Consider the following 14,542-nt stretch of genomic DNA (forward strand, 5'->3'; position numbering starts at 1 on the left):
CGATAGGAGGTAGACAGACAGTGGCTTTTGAATTTAAGCTGCCGGACATTGGCGAAGGCATCCACGAAGGTGAAATTGTCAAATGGTTTGTGAAACCGGGCGATGAAGTGAACGAAGACGATGTATTGTGCGAAGTGCAAAATGACAAGGCGGTTGTCGAAATTCCCTCCCCGGTCAAAGGGAAAGTGCTTGAAATCCTCGTCCCGGAGGGAACAGTGGCAACGGTCGGGCAAACGCTCATCACGCTCGATGCGCCGGGTTATGAAAACATGACGTTTAAAGGACAAGAGCAAGAAGAAGCGAAAAAAGAGGAAAAAACGGAAACGGTGTCGAAAGAGGAAAAGGTTGACGCTGTCGCTCCCAATGCACCGGCAGCTGAAGCGGAGGCTGACCCGAACCGCCGCGTCATCGCCATGCCGTCCGTGCGCAAGTATGCGCGCGAAAAAGGCGTCGATATTCGGCTTGTCCAAGGAACGGGCAAAAACGGCCGCGTCCTGAAAGAAGATATTGACGCTTTCCTTGCCGGCGGCGCAAAACCGGCACCGGCCGCAGCGGAGGAAAAAGCGGCGCCGGCGGCAGCGAAACCGGCGGCGCCAGAAGGCGAATTCCCGGAAACGCGCGAGAAAATGAGCGGCATCCGTCGGGCGATCGCCAAGGCCATGGTGCATTCGAAACATACGGCCCCGCACGTGACGCTCATGGACGAAGCCGATGTGACGAAGCTGGTTGCTCACCGGAAAAAATTCAAGGCCATTGCCGCAGAAAAAGGCATCAAGCTGACGTTCTTGCCGTATGTCGTCAAAGCGCTTGTTTCCGCGCTGCGTGAATACCCAGTGTTGAATACGTCCATTGATGATGAGACGGAAGAAATCATCCAGAAGCATTATTACAATATCGGCATCGCCGCTGATACGGACCGCGGCTTGCTTGTGCCGGTCATTAAACATGCCGATCGCAAGCCGATTTTCGCCTTGGCGCAAGAAATCAATGAGCTCGCCGAGAAAGCGCGCGACGGCAAACTGACGCCGGGAGAAATGAAAGGCGCTTCGTGCACGATTACAAACATCGGTTCGGCCGGCGGGCAATGGTTTACGCCGGTTATCAACCATCCGGAAGTGGCGATTCTTGGCATCGGCCGCATTGCCGAAAAACCGATCGTCCGCGACGGGGAAATTGTCGCCGCACCGGTGCTGGCGCTCTCGCTCAGCTTTGACCACCGGATGATCGACGGAGCGACGGCGCAAAAAGCGCTCAACCATATCAAACAGCTGTTAAGCGATCCAGAATTATTATTAATGGAGGCGTAAAACGATGGTAGTTGGCGATTTTGCAATTGAAACGGAAACGCTTGTCGTCGGCGCCGGTCCTGGCGGCTATGTCGCCGCCATCCGCGCCGCGCAGCTCGGACAAAAAGTGACGATTGTGGAAAAGGGCAATTTAGGCGGCGTCTGCTTAAATGTTGGCTGCATCCCGTCAAAGGCGCTGATCTCCGCAAGCCACCGCTATGAGCAGGCGAAGCATTCCGAAGAAATGGGCATTAAGGCGGAGAACGTCACCGTCGATTTTGCCAAAGTGCAAGAATGGAAAGCAAGCGTCGTGAAAAAATTAACGGGCGGCGTCGAAGGGCTGTTAAAAGGAAACAAAGTAGAGATCGTCAAAGGGGAAGCGTATTTTGTCGACGCCAATACGGTGCGTGTCGTCAACGGCGACAGCGCGCAGACGTATACGTTCAAAAACGCGATTATCGCCACCGGCTCGCGCCCGATTGAGCTGCCGAACTTCAAGTTTTCCAACCGCATTCTTGACTCGACGGGAGCTCTCAACCTTGGGGAAGTGCCGAAATCGCTCGTGGTCATCGGCGGCGGCTATATTGGCATCGAACTCGGTACGGCTTACGCCAACTTTGGGACGAAAGTGACCATTTTAGAAGGGGCCGGCGAAATTTTGTCCGGTTTTGAGAAGCAAATGGCCGCCATCATCAAGAAGCGCCTGAAGAAAAAAGGCGTTGAAGTCGTGACGAACGCATTGGCGAAAGGGGCCGAAGAACGCGAAGACGGCGTCACGGTCACGTATGAGGCGAATGGCGAAACGAAAACGATTGACGCCGACTATGTGCTCGTCACCGTCGGCCGCCGGCCGAATACGGACGAGCTTGGGCTCGAGCAGCTCGGCGTGAAAATGACAGACCGCGGCTTGATCGAAGTCGATCATCAATGCCGCACGAGCGTGCCGAACATTTTTGCGATCGGCGACATCGTTCCAGGTCCGGCGCTCGCCCATAAAGCGTCGTATGAAGGAAAAGTGGCTGCGGAAGCCATCGCCGGCCATCCGTCGGCAGTCGATTACGTGGCCATTCCAGCCGTTGTCTTCTCCGATCCGGAATGCGCGTCGGTCGGCTATTTTGAGCAGCAGGCGAAAGACGAGGGCATTGACGTCATTGCCGCGAAATTCCCGTTTGCTGCCAACGGCCGCGCCTTGGCGCTGAACGATACGGACGGCTTCTTGAAGCTCGTTGTCCGCAAAGAGGACGGCGTCGTCATTGGTGCGCAAATCATCGGTCCAAATGCTTCTGACATGATCGCCGAGCTTGGGCTCGCCATTGAAGCCGGCATGACGGCGGAAGACATCGCTTTGACGATCCATGCCCATCCGACGCTTGGCGAAATCGCCATGGAAGCGGCGGAAGTGGCGCTTGGCACACCGATTCATATCATTACGAAGTAACTGTGAAACGACCGGGCTTGGCCCGGTCGTTTTTCTTATCATGCGGGAATGGCGCATTTCTTGTCCTGTTTTTCATACTATTTTCCGCTTTCGTTTCATATCGTTATGGTAAAGAAAAGCGGGAGATGGAAATGATGAAAGCGTATGTCGCCTTTTTGCTGCAAATGATGATTTGGAGCAGTTTTTCCTTGATCGAGTGGCTGTCGGGGCGGGACCGGCCATTTTTCCGCGGCTTGATGTTGTGCGTCTTCATGTACATAGCGTTTTTACTGGCGCGCCAGCTCGGCTTGGCGACGCGCAAAGCGCTCCTTACAACAGCTGCCACGGCGGCGGTGTATTTTGCCGGCCAGCATTTCATATGGCAATCTATTCCATGATCTGCCCCTTGGGTGCGGAAGCGGCGCTGTTCGGCGAACAAAAAAACAGCGGTCCCATGCCGCTGTTTACGCGCGGCCGAACGACATCGTCCGGCCGCTGAATAAACGCAGTTCGCCGCCAAGCGTTTTGGCCATCCATTTGCTGAATTCGTTTGCTTTTCCTTTGTCCCCGTGCGTTGCTCCCGGCGCCAATGCCAGCTCAATCCATGTTTCTTCTCCGGCTGTCCGCACGGCAATGGCCATCCCTTTGTATAAGCGGCCGTCGCCTTGCAAATAAAGAACGTGGTCGCGTTCATGCACCGTGTATGGAAAGGCTGCCTGCTCGTACGCCCATCCAAGTTGCTCCCCCGTTTTGCGCAGCGCGGCTCGGTAACGTTCGAGCAACTGTTTGATTTCCTCGATGCTGATCGATTTTCCCCCCGGCAGCTTTAGGCTTGCATTCAACGCCCTTCTCTCCTTTCGCCATCTTTTTGTCTCTCTCGTCTTCATTGTACCATGTTTTTCCGGACTGCGGTGAAAAAGTTTGGTGTCATAAAAGAGCCGTCATAATCCGAAATGTGACATACAAATTTGGATTGACAATCTAAATATGATATATTATTATAAAACCAACAACAACATTTATCATCATAAAGGGGTTTTGGGGATGGGCACGATCGTATGCCAAACGTGTGAAGCGACAATTGCGTATTTTGAAGATGAAAAAGTGACAACGCTTTACGGGAAATGCGATTGCTGCGGTCATGACCGCGAGGACGGAGAAAAAGAATAAGGCGGGCAAACAAACGGGGGAAGGAACGGATAGGCGCGCATGTGGGGCAAAGCACATGCGCGCCGTTGATTTTGGCCCAAAAAAACAAGCCGGGAAAACCGGCTTGTGCATTCAACGAATCGGCTTATATTCTTTGATGACGCGAAACGTCTGCAGCGTATCGTCCTCAGGGCCTTGCACCGGCAGGCCGGCGGCCAAGTTTGTCTCGATATACTTCAAATTTTCCTCCGTAATGATTTCACCGGGAATAAAAATCGGGATGCCCGGCGGATACACCATCACAAATTCCGCGATGATCCGTCCGGCTGACTCGTGAAACGGCACGACTTCTGTTTCAGCATAAAACGCGTCGCGCGGCGTCAAGGCTAAGGCCGGGATATCTGGAAGCAGCACTTTCGGTTTGACTCCTTTTTCCGCCTGATGGCTGAACTCGTCCGACAGGCGGCGGAGCGCTTCAACGAGCAGGCTCGCCTCCCGTTCGGTATCGCCTGGCGTGATGATGCACAAAATGTTATACAAATCCGAAAGCTCCACTTCGATGTTATACGTTTCGCGGAGCCATTGTTCGACATCATGGCCGGTCAAGCCGAGCTCCTTGACGGAGATGATCAGCTTCGTTGGATCGTAGTCGTACGTCGCTTCCGTGCCTAAAATTTCTTCACCGACGCAGTACAAATATGGAATTTCGTTGATTTGCCGCCGCGTCCATTCCGCGAGGCGGATCGCCTTGTCAATGAGCTCCCGCCCTTTCGTCGCCAGCTGTTTGCGGGCGACATCGAGCGAAGCGAGCAACAAATACGACGTCGACGTCGTCGTCAACATGCTTAAGATCGCTTGCACGTGCTTCGCGGAGACGAGCCCTTCGCGCACATTTAAAATCGAGCTTTGCGTCAGCGATCCGCCGAGCTTATGGACGCTTGTCGCCGCCATATCGGCCCCGGCTTGCATTGCGGAGAGCGGCAAGTCCTCATGAAAATGAATGTGAACGCCGTGCGCTTCGTCGACAAGCACCGGAACGTTGTACGAGTGGGCGATCTCGACGATTTTTTTCAAATCGCCGGCAATGCCAAAATACGTCGGGTTGATGACGAGCACCCCTTTGGCATCCGGGTGTTGGTGGAGCGCTTTTTCCACTGCCTGTGGCGTAATGCCGTGGGAAATACCGAGCTCCTTGTCAATTTCCGGATGGATGAAAATCGGCGTCGCCCCAGAAAAGACGATTGCAGACATGACCGATTTATGGACGTTGCGCGGCACAATAATTTTATCGCCCGGTCCGGCGACCGACATGACCATCGTCATGATCGCCCCGCTCGTCCCTTGCACCGAGAAAAACGTGTAATCGGCGCCGAACGCTTCGGCGGCGAGCTCCTGTGCACGTTTGATCATCCCTTTCGGATGATGCAAATCGTCGAGCGGACTGATGTTGATTAAATCGATCGCCAAGGCGTTTTCTCCGATGAAGGCGCGAAACTCCGGATCCATGCCGGCCCCTTTTTTATGGCCGGGGATGTGAAATTGAACCGGATTTTTTTTCATATGCTCCAACAGTCCGGTAAACAACGGTGTTTCGAGTTGCGACAATGGTTCCCCACACCTCTTTACCTTAAAAATAAAACAAATGCATTATAGCATTTATTTGTTCGTTTGCAAAGAAGAAAAGAATGTTGCACCAAAAAAGGAGAATGGCGATCAAAACAAGAAGTAAAAGAAGGACAACATCAAAAGGGGGAATGAATCGATGGAATGGAGCACGAGAGTGACCGAGCTGCTCGGCATTACATATCCAATCATTCAAGGGGGACTGGCCTATCTGGCGTACGCCGACTTGGCCGCCGCCGTCTCCAACGCCGGTGGGCTCGGCCAAATTACGGCGATGTCGCTTGAAAGCCCGGAGCGCTTGCGCGAGGAAATCCGCAAAGTGAAAGAAAAGACGGACCGGCCGTTTGGAGTTAATTTTGCCATCGGCCAGCACGGCCGCCCGTTCGCTCATATGCTTGAGGCGGCGCTTGATGAGGGCGTGCCGGTCGTCTCGGTCACAGGCGGCAATCCGGCGCCGTTTTTTGAACTGCTGAAAGGAACGAACGTCAAAACATTAGTGCTTGTCGCAGCTGTTCGCCAAGCGGTCAAAGCGGAAGAGCTTGGCGCCGATGCGGTGATGGTCGTCGGGCAGGAAGGGGGCGGCCACCTTGGCAAATATGATACCGGCACGTTCGTCCTCATCCCGAAAGTCGTTGATTCCGTATCGATTCCGGTCATCGCTTCGGGCGGGATCGCCGACGGGCGCGGGCTTATGGCGGCGCTGGCGCTTGGAGCGGAAGGAATTGAAATGGGCACGCGGTTTATCGCCACGAAAGAATGCGTTCACGCCCATCCGATATACAAAGACATGATCGTGAACGCCAGTGAGCATGACACAGTGGTCATCAAACGGTCGCTCGGAGCGCCGGGGCGGGCAATTGCCAACAAGTGGACAGAAAAAATATTGGAAATTGAGCGCCAAGGCGGCACGTATGACGATTTGAAAGAATACATTAGCGGAGAGGCGAATCGGCGCTTTATTTACGAAGGGAAGGTGGATGAAGGGTTCGCTTGGGCTGGACAGGCGATTGGGCTCATTCACGACATTCCGTCGGTTGCTGAACTGTTTGCCCGCATGATCGGCGAGGCGGAACAAATTCGGCGCCGTTGGGCAAACTAACGGCGGAGGTGAAACAATGGGCTATTCGTACCCGTTTTCGTATGATTGGTCGACGCAAGAAATCATCGATGTCATTAAATTTTTTACGGCGGTCGAAACGGCGTATGAGCGGGGGATGAAACGCGAAGAATTAATGGAGATATACCGCCGTTTCAAAGAGATCGTCCCGTCCAAAAGCGAGGAAAACCGGTTGTACGCCGAGTTTGAAAAGGAAAGCGGCTATTCATCGTACGCGGTCATCAAGCAGGTGAAAGAGGCAAAAAACGGCGACTGGATTCAAATCGGGCCAAGCGGGCGAAACGCGGTAGGTAAACGCACAAATTAGTTGCATACACCCCTTTTTCCACATAATATAATATAAAACAAAACGAAGCAGCACATTCCGTGAGGGGCGCCGGAAGTTTAGCGGATGATCGAGAAAGGGGTGCGGACGAAGATGAAAAAAACCGCCAATTCGCTGAAACGGCCAGACGGAGACAAACGCATGGCGGTGTTGCGGCTCGAACTTGATTATGAATTGGCGACGCTGTATGAAGCCATGATGGAAAACGATGAAGAAAAGAAAAGAGAATGCAAACGGCGGCTTGAAAAGCTGCGCCAAGAACTGATGCGCCTTCAAGTATGACCATTTTTAAGGCGAACCATCTTTGCGGTTCGTTTTTTTCTTGAGCGGTGCCCACCCCTTTCCGGCTGCTGCGTACATAATGAAAGCGGGAGGAATAGACATGGAAGGAAAATGGGAAGAGATCGACCAGTATGCCCGGCAATGGATTGCAGAAGCGGGACAGCGCATCCGCGCCTCGTTTGCGGAGCCGCTGACTGTGGAAACGAAGGAAAACCGCAACGACTTGGTGACGAACGTCGACCGCGGCATTGAGCAGTTTTTCGCCGAGCACATCCGCCGCCAATTTCCCGGCCATCGCCTGTTGGGCGAAGAAGGGTTCGGCGATGAGCTGGCCGCATTGGACGGCGTTGTATGGGTCATTGACCCGATTGACGGAACGATGAACTTTGTCCATCAGCGGCGCCACTTTGCCGTGTCGGTCGGCATTTTCGAAGATGGCGTCGGCCAGCTTGGCTATGTGTATGACGTTGTCTTTGACGAGCTGTATACCGCGCAAAAAGGGAAGGGGCTGTTTTTGAACGGCGAGCCGCTCGGCCGCTTGCAGCCGGCACCGGTGGCGGAATCGATCATCGCCATTAATGGCACATGGCTCATGGAAAATAAACGTCTCGACCATCGTCCACTCGTGAGGCTGGCCAAAGATGCGCGCGGCACGCGTTCGTACGGGTCGGCGGCGCTCGAGCTCGCCTATGTCGCAGCCGGCCGCTTGGACGCCTACATTTCGCCGCGCCTGTCGCCGTGGGATTTTGCCGGCGGGATGATTTTAATTGAAGAGGCGGGCGGAATCATGACGAACCTCGACGGAAAGCCGATCGATCTGCTCAACCGCAGCTCTGTGCTTGCCGCCAAGCCGGGCGTGCATGAGGAAATTTTGCAGCGCTACCTTCGGGGCTGACGAGAAGGAGGCTGCGGCAAGAAAAGGGGCTGATCCAAAATGCGAGTGCGTTTTCGGATCAGTCCCGTTTTTTTATTCGCGCATCCGCTTTTTGCGAACGAACCCGGCGCCCATGATGGCGATAAACGTGAGCGTCGAGACGGCGATGCCGGTTGCGCTTTGCTCAGCGATGAAAACGCCGATCGCCATGACGGCGGCGACAGCGAGGATGGCGAGTAGCAGCGGCACAGGTTCGATGCGTTTCATCCGCTTGACTCCTTTCTCGGAAAATGAGGCGTCTTTTTCTAGTGTACCGGAAAATATGCTGATTTTCTATGTTTTGTGATATAATAGACGAGCAGCTTGTCTAACAGGAGTGACCAACATTGACCAAGAAACGAATGGATCTTCGCAATATTGCGATTATCGCCCACGTCGACCATGGAAAAACGACGCTCGTCGACCAACTGCTCCGGCAGTCGGGGACATTCCGCGAAAACGAACAAGTCGAGGAGCGGGCGCTTGATCGCAACGATTTGGAGCGTGAGCGCGGCATTACGATTTTAGCCAAAAATACTGCTGTGTTGTATAAAGGGACGCGCATCAACATTTTGGATACACCGGGGCACGCCGATTTCGGCGGGGAAGTGGAGCGGATCATGCGCCTTGTTGACGGCGTCTTGCTTGTCGTCGATGCGTACGAAGGCTGCATGCCGCAAACGCGGTTTGTGCTCAAAAAAGCGCTTGAGCAGCAGCTTGTGCCGATTGTCGTCGTCAACAAAATCGACCGCGAGTTTGCCCGTCCGGCGGAAGTCGTCGATGAAGTGATCGACTTGTTTATTGAACTCGGCGCTTCGGAGGAGCAGCTTGAGTTTCCGGTCGTGTACACATCGGCGCTGCGCGGAACATCAAGCCTTGACCCGGACCGGCAAGGCGGGGACATGACCGCCTTGTTTGAGACGATCATCGAGCATATTCCGGCGCCGGCGGACAATCGCGATGAACCGTTGCAATTCCAGGTGGCCCTGCTCGATTATAACGAATACGTGGGCCGCATCGGCATCGGGCGCATTTTCCGCGGCACGATGAAAACCGGCCAGCAAGTCGCCTTATTGAAGCGCGACGGCACCGTGAGACAGTTCCGCGTCACAAAGTTGTTCGGCTTTATTGGCTTAAAGCGGATCGAGATTGAAGAAGCCCACGCCGGCGACATCGTGGCTGTTGCGGGAATGGAAGACATTAACGTCGGCGAGACCGTTTGTCCGCCGGACCGCCAGGAACCGTTGCCGCCGCTTCATATTGATGAGCCGACGCTGAAAATGACCTTTCTTGTCAACAACAGCCCGTTTGCCGGGCGCGAAGGCAAATATGTGACGGCACGGAAGTTGGAAGAGCGGCTGCTCACCCAGCTTGAGACCGATGTCAGCCTGCGCGTCGAGCCGACCGATTCGCCGGATGCATGGATCGTTTCCGGACGCGGCGAGCTTCATTTAGCCATTCTAATTGAAAGCATGCGCCGAGAAGGGTATGAACTGCAAGTATCGAAGCCGGAAGTCATTGTCAAAGAGATCGATGGCGTTTTGTGCGAACCGATTGAACGAGTCGTGATCGACGTTCCGGAAGAGTATACCGGCGCCGTTATGGAATCGCTTGGCAGCCGCAAAGGCGAACTCGCCGATATGGTGCATGGAGACAACGGACAAGTGCGCCTCGTCTTTCTTGTGCCGTCGCGCGGGTTGATCGGCTATCGAAGCGAATTTATGTCGCTGACGCGTGGGTATGGCATTTTAAACCATTCATTTGACCATTACGCTCCCATGCAGGCTGGCGCGATTGGAGGCCGCCGCCAAGGGGTGCTCGTCTCGATGGAAACCGGCAAGGCGACAGCGTACAGCATTATGCAGCTTGAGGACCGCGGCACGATTTTTGTCGAGCCGGGCACAGAAGTGTACGAAGGAATGATCGTCGGCGAGCACAACCGGGAAAACGACCTTGTCGTCAACATTTGCCGCGAGAAGCATGTTACGAATGTGCGCTCATCGACGAAAGAGCAGACGGTGACGATGAAAAAGCCGCGCCTGCTGACGTTGGAAGAGGCGCTTGAGTATTTGAACGACGATGAATATTGCGAAGTGACGCCGGTTTCCATTCGTTTGCGCAAAAAAATCTTAAGCAAAAGCGAGCGCGAAAAAGCGGAGAAGAGAAAGAAAGCGGCGCAACAGGCAAAATAGAAGCGGCATGCCTTTGGCTAACCGGGAAAGCCCTGGATGCGCCGGCGTGTGCATGCTTCTGCCGCGCGGCGCTTGAGAGGAAACAAAACAGGGCTGCGTTTTGGCGGGCCATTCGGGTGAACGGGAGGGAACAGTATGAACGTGCTGGAACGGCTGACGTTTTTCGCCTCGCTTTATGACGTTGACGGCAATCCCGAGCGCGGCATGTGGCTGCTGTACGCCACGGTTTTGCTGCTGGCGGCGCTTGTTTACCGTCTCGGTTTTGCCCGCCGGCTGCCGCTGTTGAAAAGCGCCGTCATTTACGTCTTGCTGGCGCTCGGCTGCACGGTGTTAACGTTTTTCGCTGTTTTTTTGCCTGTGGCGGAAGGATTGGCGGTCGCCGCGCTCGTATTGCTCATTTATAAAATCCGCCTCAGGCAGGCGAAAGAGGGAGAAAAGCCATGAAATCGGTGCAAGACGCTCTTTACAACTGGCTGACAATCGAAATTGTCGCCGCCGCCCGCCCGCACGATGAGGCGGCGCGCGACACGGCGTCGTTTTTTCTGGCTATCTTGGAAAACAACTTCGGCGTGACGGCGGTGAAGGCCGCCAAAGACGAAGCGAGCGGGCGGTACGTTGTTGAATATAGGTGCGGCGGGGAAACAAAGACGGCTCATTTCCCTGTGGAGCTGGCGGAAGCGATATGGCGGCAGATCGAAGCCGAGCCCGAGAAGTACGGATCATAAAGAAATAAAAAAGCAAAACCGGCACTGGAAAGCGGCCGCTTCTCAGTGCCGGTTTTTGGTTACCAATCGTCATCGGTGCGGTTGCCGCGATAGAAGCGGAATTTTCCTGTCGCCAGCCGCATCCGTGTTTTTTCCGCAATGCGGTCATGGCAGCGGCGGCACATGTACGTATGGATCGGGCGGTTGCGAAGCCGTTTGGCGAGCGGCGATTCGTCGTCGATCGTGTCAATTTGTTCGCAAAGCACGCATTTGACTCTCATTGTTCACCTCAGCAACTAGAAAATGCCCCTCCCGATCCATTATACCACAGCGCAGCGGAATCGTTCAGCGGTTTAAGTGGTGGTTGGACTGCTTTTCTTGACGTTCGTTCAACTGCCGTTCCTCTTGGTTGTTCAACTGCCCGTCGTTTTCTTCGGTCGGATTTGGCGTCGTTTCAAACAGGTCGCTTGGCACTTCCGGCATCACCCGTCCAACGATGTCGGCGATTTCGTTCATGAATGCCTGCACCGGCCGCCCCTCATCAATTTGCCGGCCGATGTTGCGCACGCGCGTGTAAAGGTCCGGATCGGCGATAATAATTGCGTTGGCGCCGTACGGGTCTTTTTGCAGCGCTTCTGCAACGGAATATTTGATCGTGCCGACGCGTGAGGCGTCGACATTGGCGCCGACGTCAATGCCGACGATGGCGTACTTGCCCACAACGATCGCGGTAGCATCGTGAACGTTCGGCACACGGTTCGCGATCTCCGCAATCCGGCGGGCGATCTCCTGGCCCGATTTATTTTCTACCTGCTCATCAACCGTATTTCTGACGCGCACAAGCGAACGGTCCCCATCGTTTGCTTCATTGCTGTTTCCAACATTGCATCCGCCTAAAAGAAGAAGGGAGAAGGCGGCCAGCCATCCGAGTGTTTTCTTCATCTTTGCTCACCTCTGCTTTTTTGACTTTATTTTGCAAAAATCCTTCTATCTTTATACATTTTTTCATATGCTATACCACAGCCATTCCCATCCGGTATACAAGGCGAAAAACGGACGCTAGGGGGAAGCGGAATTTGGGAAAGAAAATCTATGTGCTTGATACAAACGTCCTCTTGCAAGACCCGTATTCAATTTTTTCGTTCGAGGACAACGAGGTCGTCATTCCGGCTGTCGTCCTGGAGGAAGTGGATTCGAAAAAGCGGTATATGGATGAGGTCGGGAGAAACGCCCGCCAGGTGTCGAAGCTGATCGACCGCCTGCGCGAGAACGGCAAGCTGCACGAGAAAATTCCGCTTGAAAACGGAGGGGTGCTGCGCATTGAACTGAACCACCGTTCATTCCATCAGCTTCAGGAAATTTTTGTCGAAAAAACGAACGACAACCGCATTTTGGCGGTGGCGAAAAACTTATCGCTTGAGGAACAAGCGAAAGAGGACGGACGTTCGGTCATTTTGGTGAGCAAAGATGCGCTCGTGCGCGTGAAAGCGGATGCCATCGGGCTGCAGGCCGAAGACTTCTTAAGCGACCGCGTCGTTGACGTCGACCATATTTACACCGGGTTTTTGGAACTGTACATAGGGAGGGATCACCTGCAACGGTTTTATGATAAAGGGGAGCTCGTGTTGGCCGATATCGCTGATCACCCGTTTTACCCGAATCAGTTTATTATTATGAAAGACGCATTCGGCAGTTCAGCTTCGGCGATTGGCATCGTCGACCAAAACGGCAAAAAGGTGAAGAAGCTGATTTTTCATCATGAGCATATATGGGGCATTCGCCCGCGCAACGTGCAGCAAACGATGGCGTTTGAGCTGCTTATGCGCGACGATATTCCGCTCGTGACGTTAATCGGCAAGGCTGGAACCGGGAAAACGCTGCTCGCGCTTGCTGCCGGGCTCATGCAGACTGAAGACTTGCGCACGTACAAAAAGCTGCTTGTCGCGCGCCCGATCGTGCCGATGGGGAAAGACCTCGGCTTTTTGCCCGGGGAAAAGGAAGAAAAGCTGCGCCCGTGGATGCAGCCGATTTTTGACAACCTTGAGTATTTGTTCAACACGAAAAAGCCGGGGGAATTGGACGCCATTTTAGCCGGCATGAGCTCGATTGAAGTCGAGGCGCTCACCTACATTCGCGGCCGCAGCCTGCCGGAGCAGTTCATCATTATTGATGAGGCGCAAAACTTGACAAAGCATGAAGTGAAGACGATTTTGACGCGCGTCGGCGAAAAAAGCAAAATCATTTTAATGGGCGATCCGGAACAGATCGACCATCCATATTTGGATGAATACAACAACGGCTTGACGTATGTGGTCGAGAAATTCAAAGACCAAAAAATCGCCGGTCATATCCGCCTTGTCAAAGGAGAGCGTTCCGCGCTCGCCCAGCTCGCTGCCGACTTGCTTTAGCCCTCGTCTTCCAACCGGCCGCTTGGGAGGCTGCCAATCCTGCGTCACGCGAACGAACAGGAATGGCGGCCCCTCACGGCCGACCGAAAACCGGACGTCCTCTTGACGGAGCGTCTGGTCAGCGGACGATGAGCTGGCGCACATGGGTAATCGGCGCTTCGCGGTTCGAGCCGTCGCCGAAATAAATGTGCACCGGACCGTCATCGCGCAGCGGCTTTCCGTTTTTAGAAAAAGCAAAAATCAAATCGTATGCTTTGTCGAGCGGGATCACCGTTTCCCCGCTTTCCGTCACGACGACAAGTTCGGAAGCGTCTTCGTGCGGTTCAGCGTTTTGCAAAAACGGAGCAAACGGCATGCCGAACGAACCGGTGATGATTTTCTCCTTCAAAAAGCGCCGCTCGGTTTTCAATGTGGGCGGAAAGACGGCCCCCTCCTGAATTTCCCGGTCCCAAAACGCCGACCACTTTTTGATTTCTTCTTCCTCTTGCCCTGCCTCGGCCTGATCCGGTTTCGGATGCGAAAAATACGTGTCCAAATCGACTTTTCGGTCATCGAAAATCCAGACGCCAGGGTCGAGCGTAATCGTAAAGTTGACCTTTCCCGTCAGCATGATAATATCGCTCATCAAGACACCCTCTCCTCTGCATGTTGCCGCTGTTTTTAGTATAATAATAAATAAAGCGTTTGTCATGTTCCAAGCCGGATTGCTGTCAATGGTTTCAACTTGCAAAATGGCTTGTTTCACGTTAAGATTTAAAGAAGGATAGGGGAGAGAACGGAGGGATCGATGTGACGGACGAATCGATGGGCTATCGCGAAAAGGCGTACGCGCTGCTGCAAGCCGATGCGGAAAAAATTATTCAGCTCATCCGCGTGCAAATGGATCATTTGACGATGCCGCAATGTCCGCTCTATGAGGAAGTGTTGGACACGCAAATGTTCGGCTTGTCGCGGGAAATCGACTTTGCGGTGCGCCTCGGGCTTGTGGAGGCCAAAGACGGAAAGGCGCTCCTTGACCGGCTTGAGCGCGAGCTTTCCGCGTTGCATGAAGCAGTGACAAAAAAGCGCGTACGATAACGATACATGGCAACTCAAACGATTGGCCTGCCGTCGTTTGAGTTTTTCT

19 protein-coding genes are annotated in these 14,542 nt (G+C 54.0%); 13 read left to right on the top strand and 6 right to left on the bottom strand.

The window, feature by feature from the left end; all coding sequences use genetic code 11:
- The first annotated feature begins 20 nt into the window (after positions 1 to 20).
- From ACR1UW_RS06740 to ACR1UW_RS06750, 3 genes are all read left to right on the top strand, one after another.
- Complete coding sequence (locus ACR1UW_RS06740; protein ID WP_063211132.1) at positions 21 to 1,307, top strand: dihydrolipoamide acetyltransferase family protein; 1,287 nt, start codon at positions 21 to 23, stop codon at positions 1,305 to 1,307.
- Positions 1,308 to 1,311: 4 nt separating this feature from the next.
- The gene (gene lpdA / locus ACR1UW_RS06745) at positions 1,312 to 2,724 is read left to right on the top strand and encodes a dihydrolipoyl dehydrogenase (RefSeq protein WP_050368463.1); all 1,413 of its coding nucleotides are present in this window, start codon (positions 1,312 to 1,314) and stop codon (positions 2,722 to 2,724) included.
- Positions 2,725 to 2,858: 134 nt separating this feature from the next.
- Entirely contained in the window at positions 2,859 to 3,101 is a 243-nt protein-coding gene (locus tag ACR1UW_RS06750; protein ID WP_033008528.1) for a hypothetical protein, read from the top strand.
- 66 nt (positions 3,102 to 3,167) lie between these two features.
- On the opposite strand, the gene ACR1UW_RS06755 is transcribed toward ACR1UW_RS06750, so the two are convergent.
- Entirely contained in the window at positions 3,168 to 3,545 is a 378-nt protein-coding gene (locus tag ACR1UW_RS06755; protein WP_033008491.1) for a DUF1885 family protein, read from the bottom strand.
- 202 nt (positions 3,546 to 3,747) lie between these two features.
- Between ACR1UW_RS06755 and ACR1UW_RS06760 the strand changes: the two genes are divergently transcribed.
- Complete coding sequence (locus ACR1UW_RS06760; RefSeq protein ID WP_033008492.1) at positions 3,748 to 3,873, top strand: GapA-binding peptide SR1P; 126 nt, start codon at positions 3,748 to 3,750, stop codon at positions 3,871 to 3,873.
- 111 nt (positions 3,874 to 3,984) lie between these two features.
- On the opposite strand, the gene ACR1UW_RS06765 is transcribed toward ACR1UW_RS06760, so the two are convergent.
- Positions 3,985 to 5,457: an aminotransferase class I/II-fold pyridoxal phosphate-dependent enzyme gene (locus tag ACR1UW_RS06765; RefSeq protein WP_498935029.1), complete on the bottom strand. Its 1,473-nt coding sequence runs from the start codon at positions 5,455 to 5,457 to the stop codon at positions 3,985 to 3,987.
- Positions 5,458 to 5,614: 157 nt separating this feature from the next.
- Between ACR1UW_RS06765 and ACR1UW_RS06770 the strand changes: the two genes are divergently transcribed.
- The 4 genes from ACR1UW_RS06770 (at position 5,615) to ACR1UW_RS06785 (ending at position 8,094) form a co-directional block, all read left to right on the top strand.
- A complete protein-coding gene (locus ACR1UW_RS06770; protein WP_498935031.1) occupies positions 5,615 to 6,574 on the top strand; it encodes an NAD(P)H-dependent flavin oxidoreductase in 960 nt (319 codons plus the stop codon).
- 16 nt (positions 6,575 to 6,590) lie between these two features.
- Positions 6,591 to 6,899 carry a UPF0223 family protein gene (locus ACR1UW_RS06775; RefSeq protein ID WP_498935033.1) on the top strand — a complete coding sequence of 103 codons (309 nt, stop codon included), beginning with the start codon at positions 6,591 to 6,593 and terminating at the stop codon, positions 6,897 to 6,899.
- A gap of 111 nt (positions 6,900 to 7,010) precedes the next feature.
- Positions 7,011 to 7,199: a YkzI domain-containing protein gene (locus ACR1UW_RS06780; protein WP_020959194.1), complete on the top strand. Its 189-nt coding sequence runs from the start codon at positions 7,011 to 7,013 to the stop codon at positions 7,197 to 7,199.
- Positions 7,200 to 7,299: 100 nt separating this feature from the next.
- The gene (locus ACR1UW_RS06785; protein WP_033008500.1) at positions 7,300 to 8,094 is read left to right on the top strand and encodes an inositol monophosphatase family protein; all 795 of its coding nucleotides are present in this window, start codon (positions 7,300 to 7,302) and stop codon (positions 8,092 to 8,094) included.
- A gap of 72 nt (positions 8,095 to 8,166) precedes the next feature.
- Here ACR1UW_RS06785 and ACR1UW_RS06790 read toward each other — a convergent pair whose 3' ends face one another.
- Positions 8,167 to 8,340, bottom strand: coding sequence for a DUF5325 family protein (locus ACR1UW_RS06790; protein WP_158236218.1), 174 nt, complete (start codon positions 8,338 to 8,340; stop codon positions 8,167 to 8,169).
- Between the two features lie 119 nt (positions 8,341 to 8,459).
- On the opposite strand from ACR1UW_RS06790, the gene typA reads away from it, so the two are divergent.
- The 3 genes from typA to ACR1UW_RS06805 all read left to right on the top strand — a co-directional run bounded on the left by typA (position 8,460) and on the right by ACR1UW_RS06805 (position 11,029).
- Positions 8,460 to 10,304, top strand: coding sequence for a translational GTPase TypA (typA, locus tag ACR1UW_RS06795; protein WP_033008501.1), 1,845 nt, complete (start codon positions 8,460 to 8,462; stop codon positions 10,302 to 10,304).
- Between the two features lie 135 nt (positions 10,305 to 10,439).
- The gene (locus tag ACR1UW_RS06800) at positions 10,440 to 10,748 is read left to right on the top strand and encodes a YlaH-like family protein (protein ID WP_033008502.1); all 309 of its coding nucleotides are present in this window, start codon (positions 10,440 to 10,442) and stop codon (positions 10,746 to 10,748) included.
- The gene (locus ACR1UW_RS06805) at positions 10,745 to 11,029 is read left to right on the top strand and encodes a hypothetical protein (protein ID WP_033008503.1); all 285 of its coding nucleotides are present in this window, start codon (positions 10,745 to 10,747) and stop codon (positions 11,027 to 11,029) included. Before ACR1UW_RS06800 ends, ACR1UW_RS06805 begins: the two co-directional genes overlap by 4 nt.
- A gap of 59 nt (positions 11,030 to 11,088) precedes the next feature.
- Here ACR1UW_RS06805 and ACR1UW_RS06810 read toward each other — a convergent pair whose 3' ends face one another.
- Together ACR1UW_RS06810 and ACR1UW_RS06815 are read right to left on the bottom strand one after the other, a co-directional pair.
- Positions 11,089 to 11,289 (bottom strand): YlaI family protein, encoded by a 201-nt coding sequence (locus ACR1UW_RS06810; protein ID WP_498935037.1) that lies wholly within the window; start codon positions 11,287 to 11,289, stop codon positions 11,089 to 11,091.
- A 64-nt stretch (positions 11,290 to 11,353) separates the two neighbouring features.
- Entirely contained in the window at positions 11,354 to 11,950 is a 597-nt protein-coding gene (locus tag ACR1UW_RS06815) for a YhcN/YlaJ family sporulation lipoprotein (protein ID WP_044742650.1), read from the bottom strand.
- A 134-nt stretch (positions 11,951 to 12,084) separates the two neighbouring features.
- Between ACR1UW_RS06815 and ACR1UW_RS06820 the strand changes: the two genes are divergently transcribed.
- The gene (locus ACR1UW_RS06820) at positions 12,085 to 13,416 is read left to right on the top strand and encodes a PhoH family protein (protein ID WP_033008508.1); all 1,332 of its coding nucleotides are present in this window, start codon (positions 12,085 to 12,087) and stop codon (positions 13,414 to 13,416) included.
- A 118-nt stretch (positions 13,417 to 13,534) separates the two neighbouring features.
- Here ACR1UW_RS06820 and ACR1UW_RS06825 read toward each other — a convergent pair whose 3' ends face one another.
- The gene (locus ACR1UW_RS06825) at positions 13,535 to 14,041 is read right to left on the bottom strand and encodes a hypothetical protein (protein ID WP_044742651.1); all 507 of its coding nucleotides are present in this window, start codon (positions 14,039 to 14,041) and stop codon (positions 13,535 to 13,537) included.
- Positions 14,042 to 14,205: 164 nt separating this feature from the next.
- On the opposite strand from ACR1UW_RS06825, the gene ACR1UW_RS06830 reads away from it, so the two are divergent.
- The gene (locus tag ACR1UW_RS06830) at positions 14,206 to 14,493 is read left to right on the top strand and encodes an Fpa/YlaN family protein (RefSeq protein ID WP_033008511.1); all 288 of its coding nucleotides are present in this window, start codon (positions 14,206 to 14,208) and stop codon (positions 14,491 to 14,493) included.
- The last annotated feature ends 49 nt before the right edge of the window (positions 14,494 to 14,542 follow it).

Source organism: Geobacillus lituanicus, from assembly GCF_050994965.1.
Taxonomy (GTDB): domain Bacteria; phylum Bacillota; class Bacilli; order Bacillales; family Anoxybacillaceae; genus Geobacillus; species Geobacillus stearothermophilus.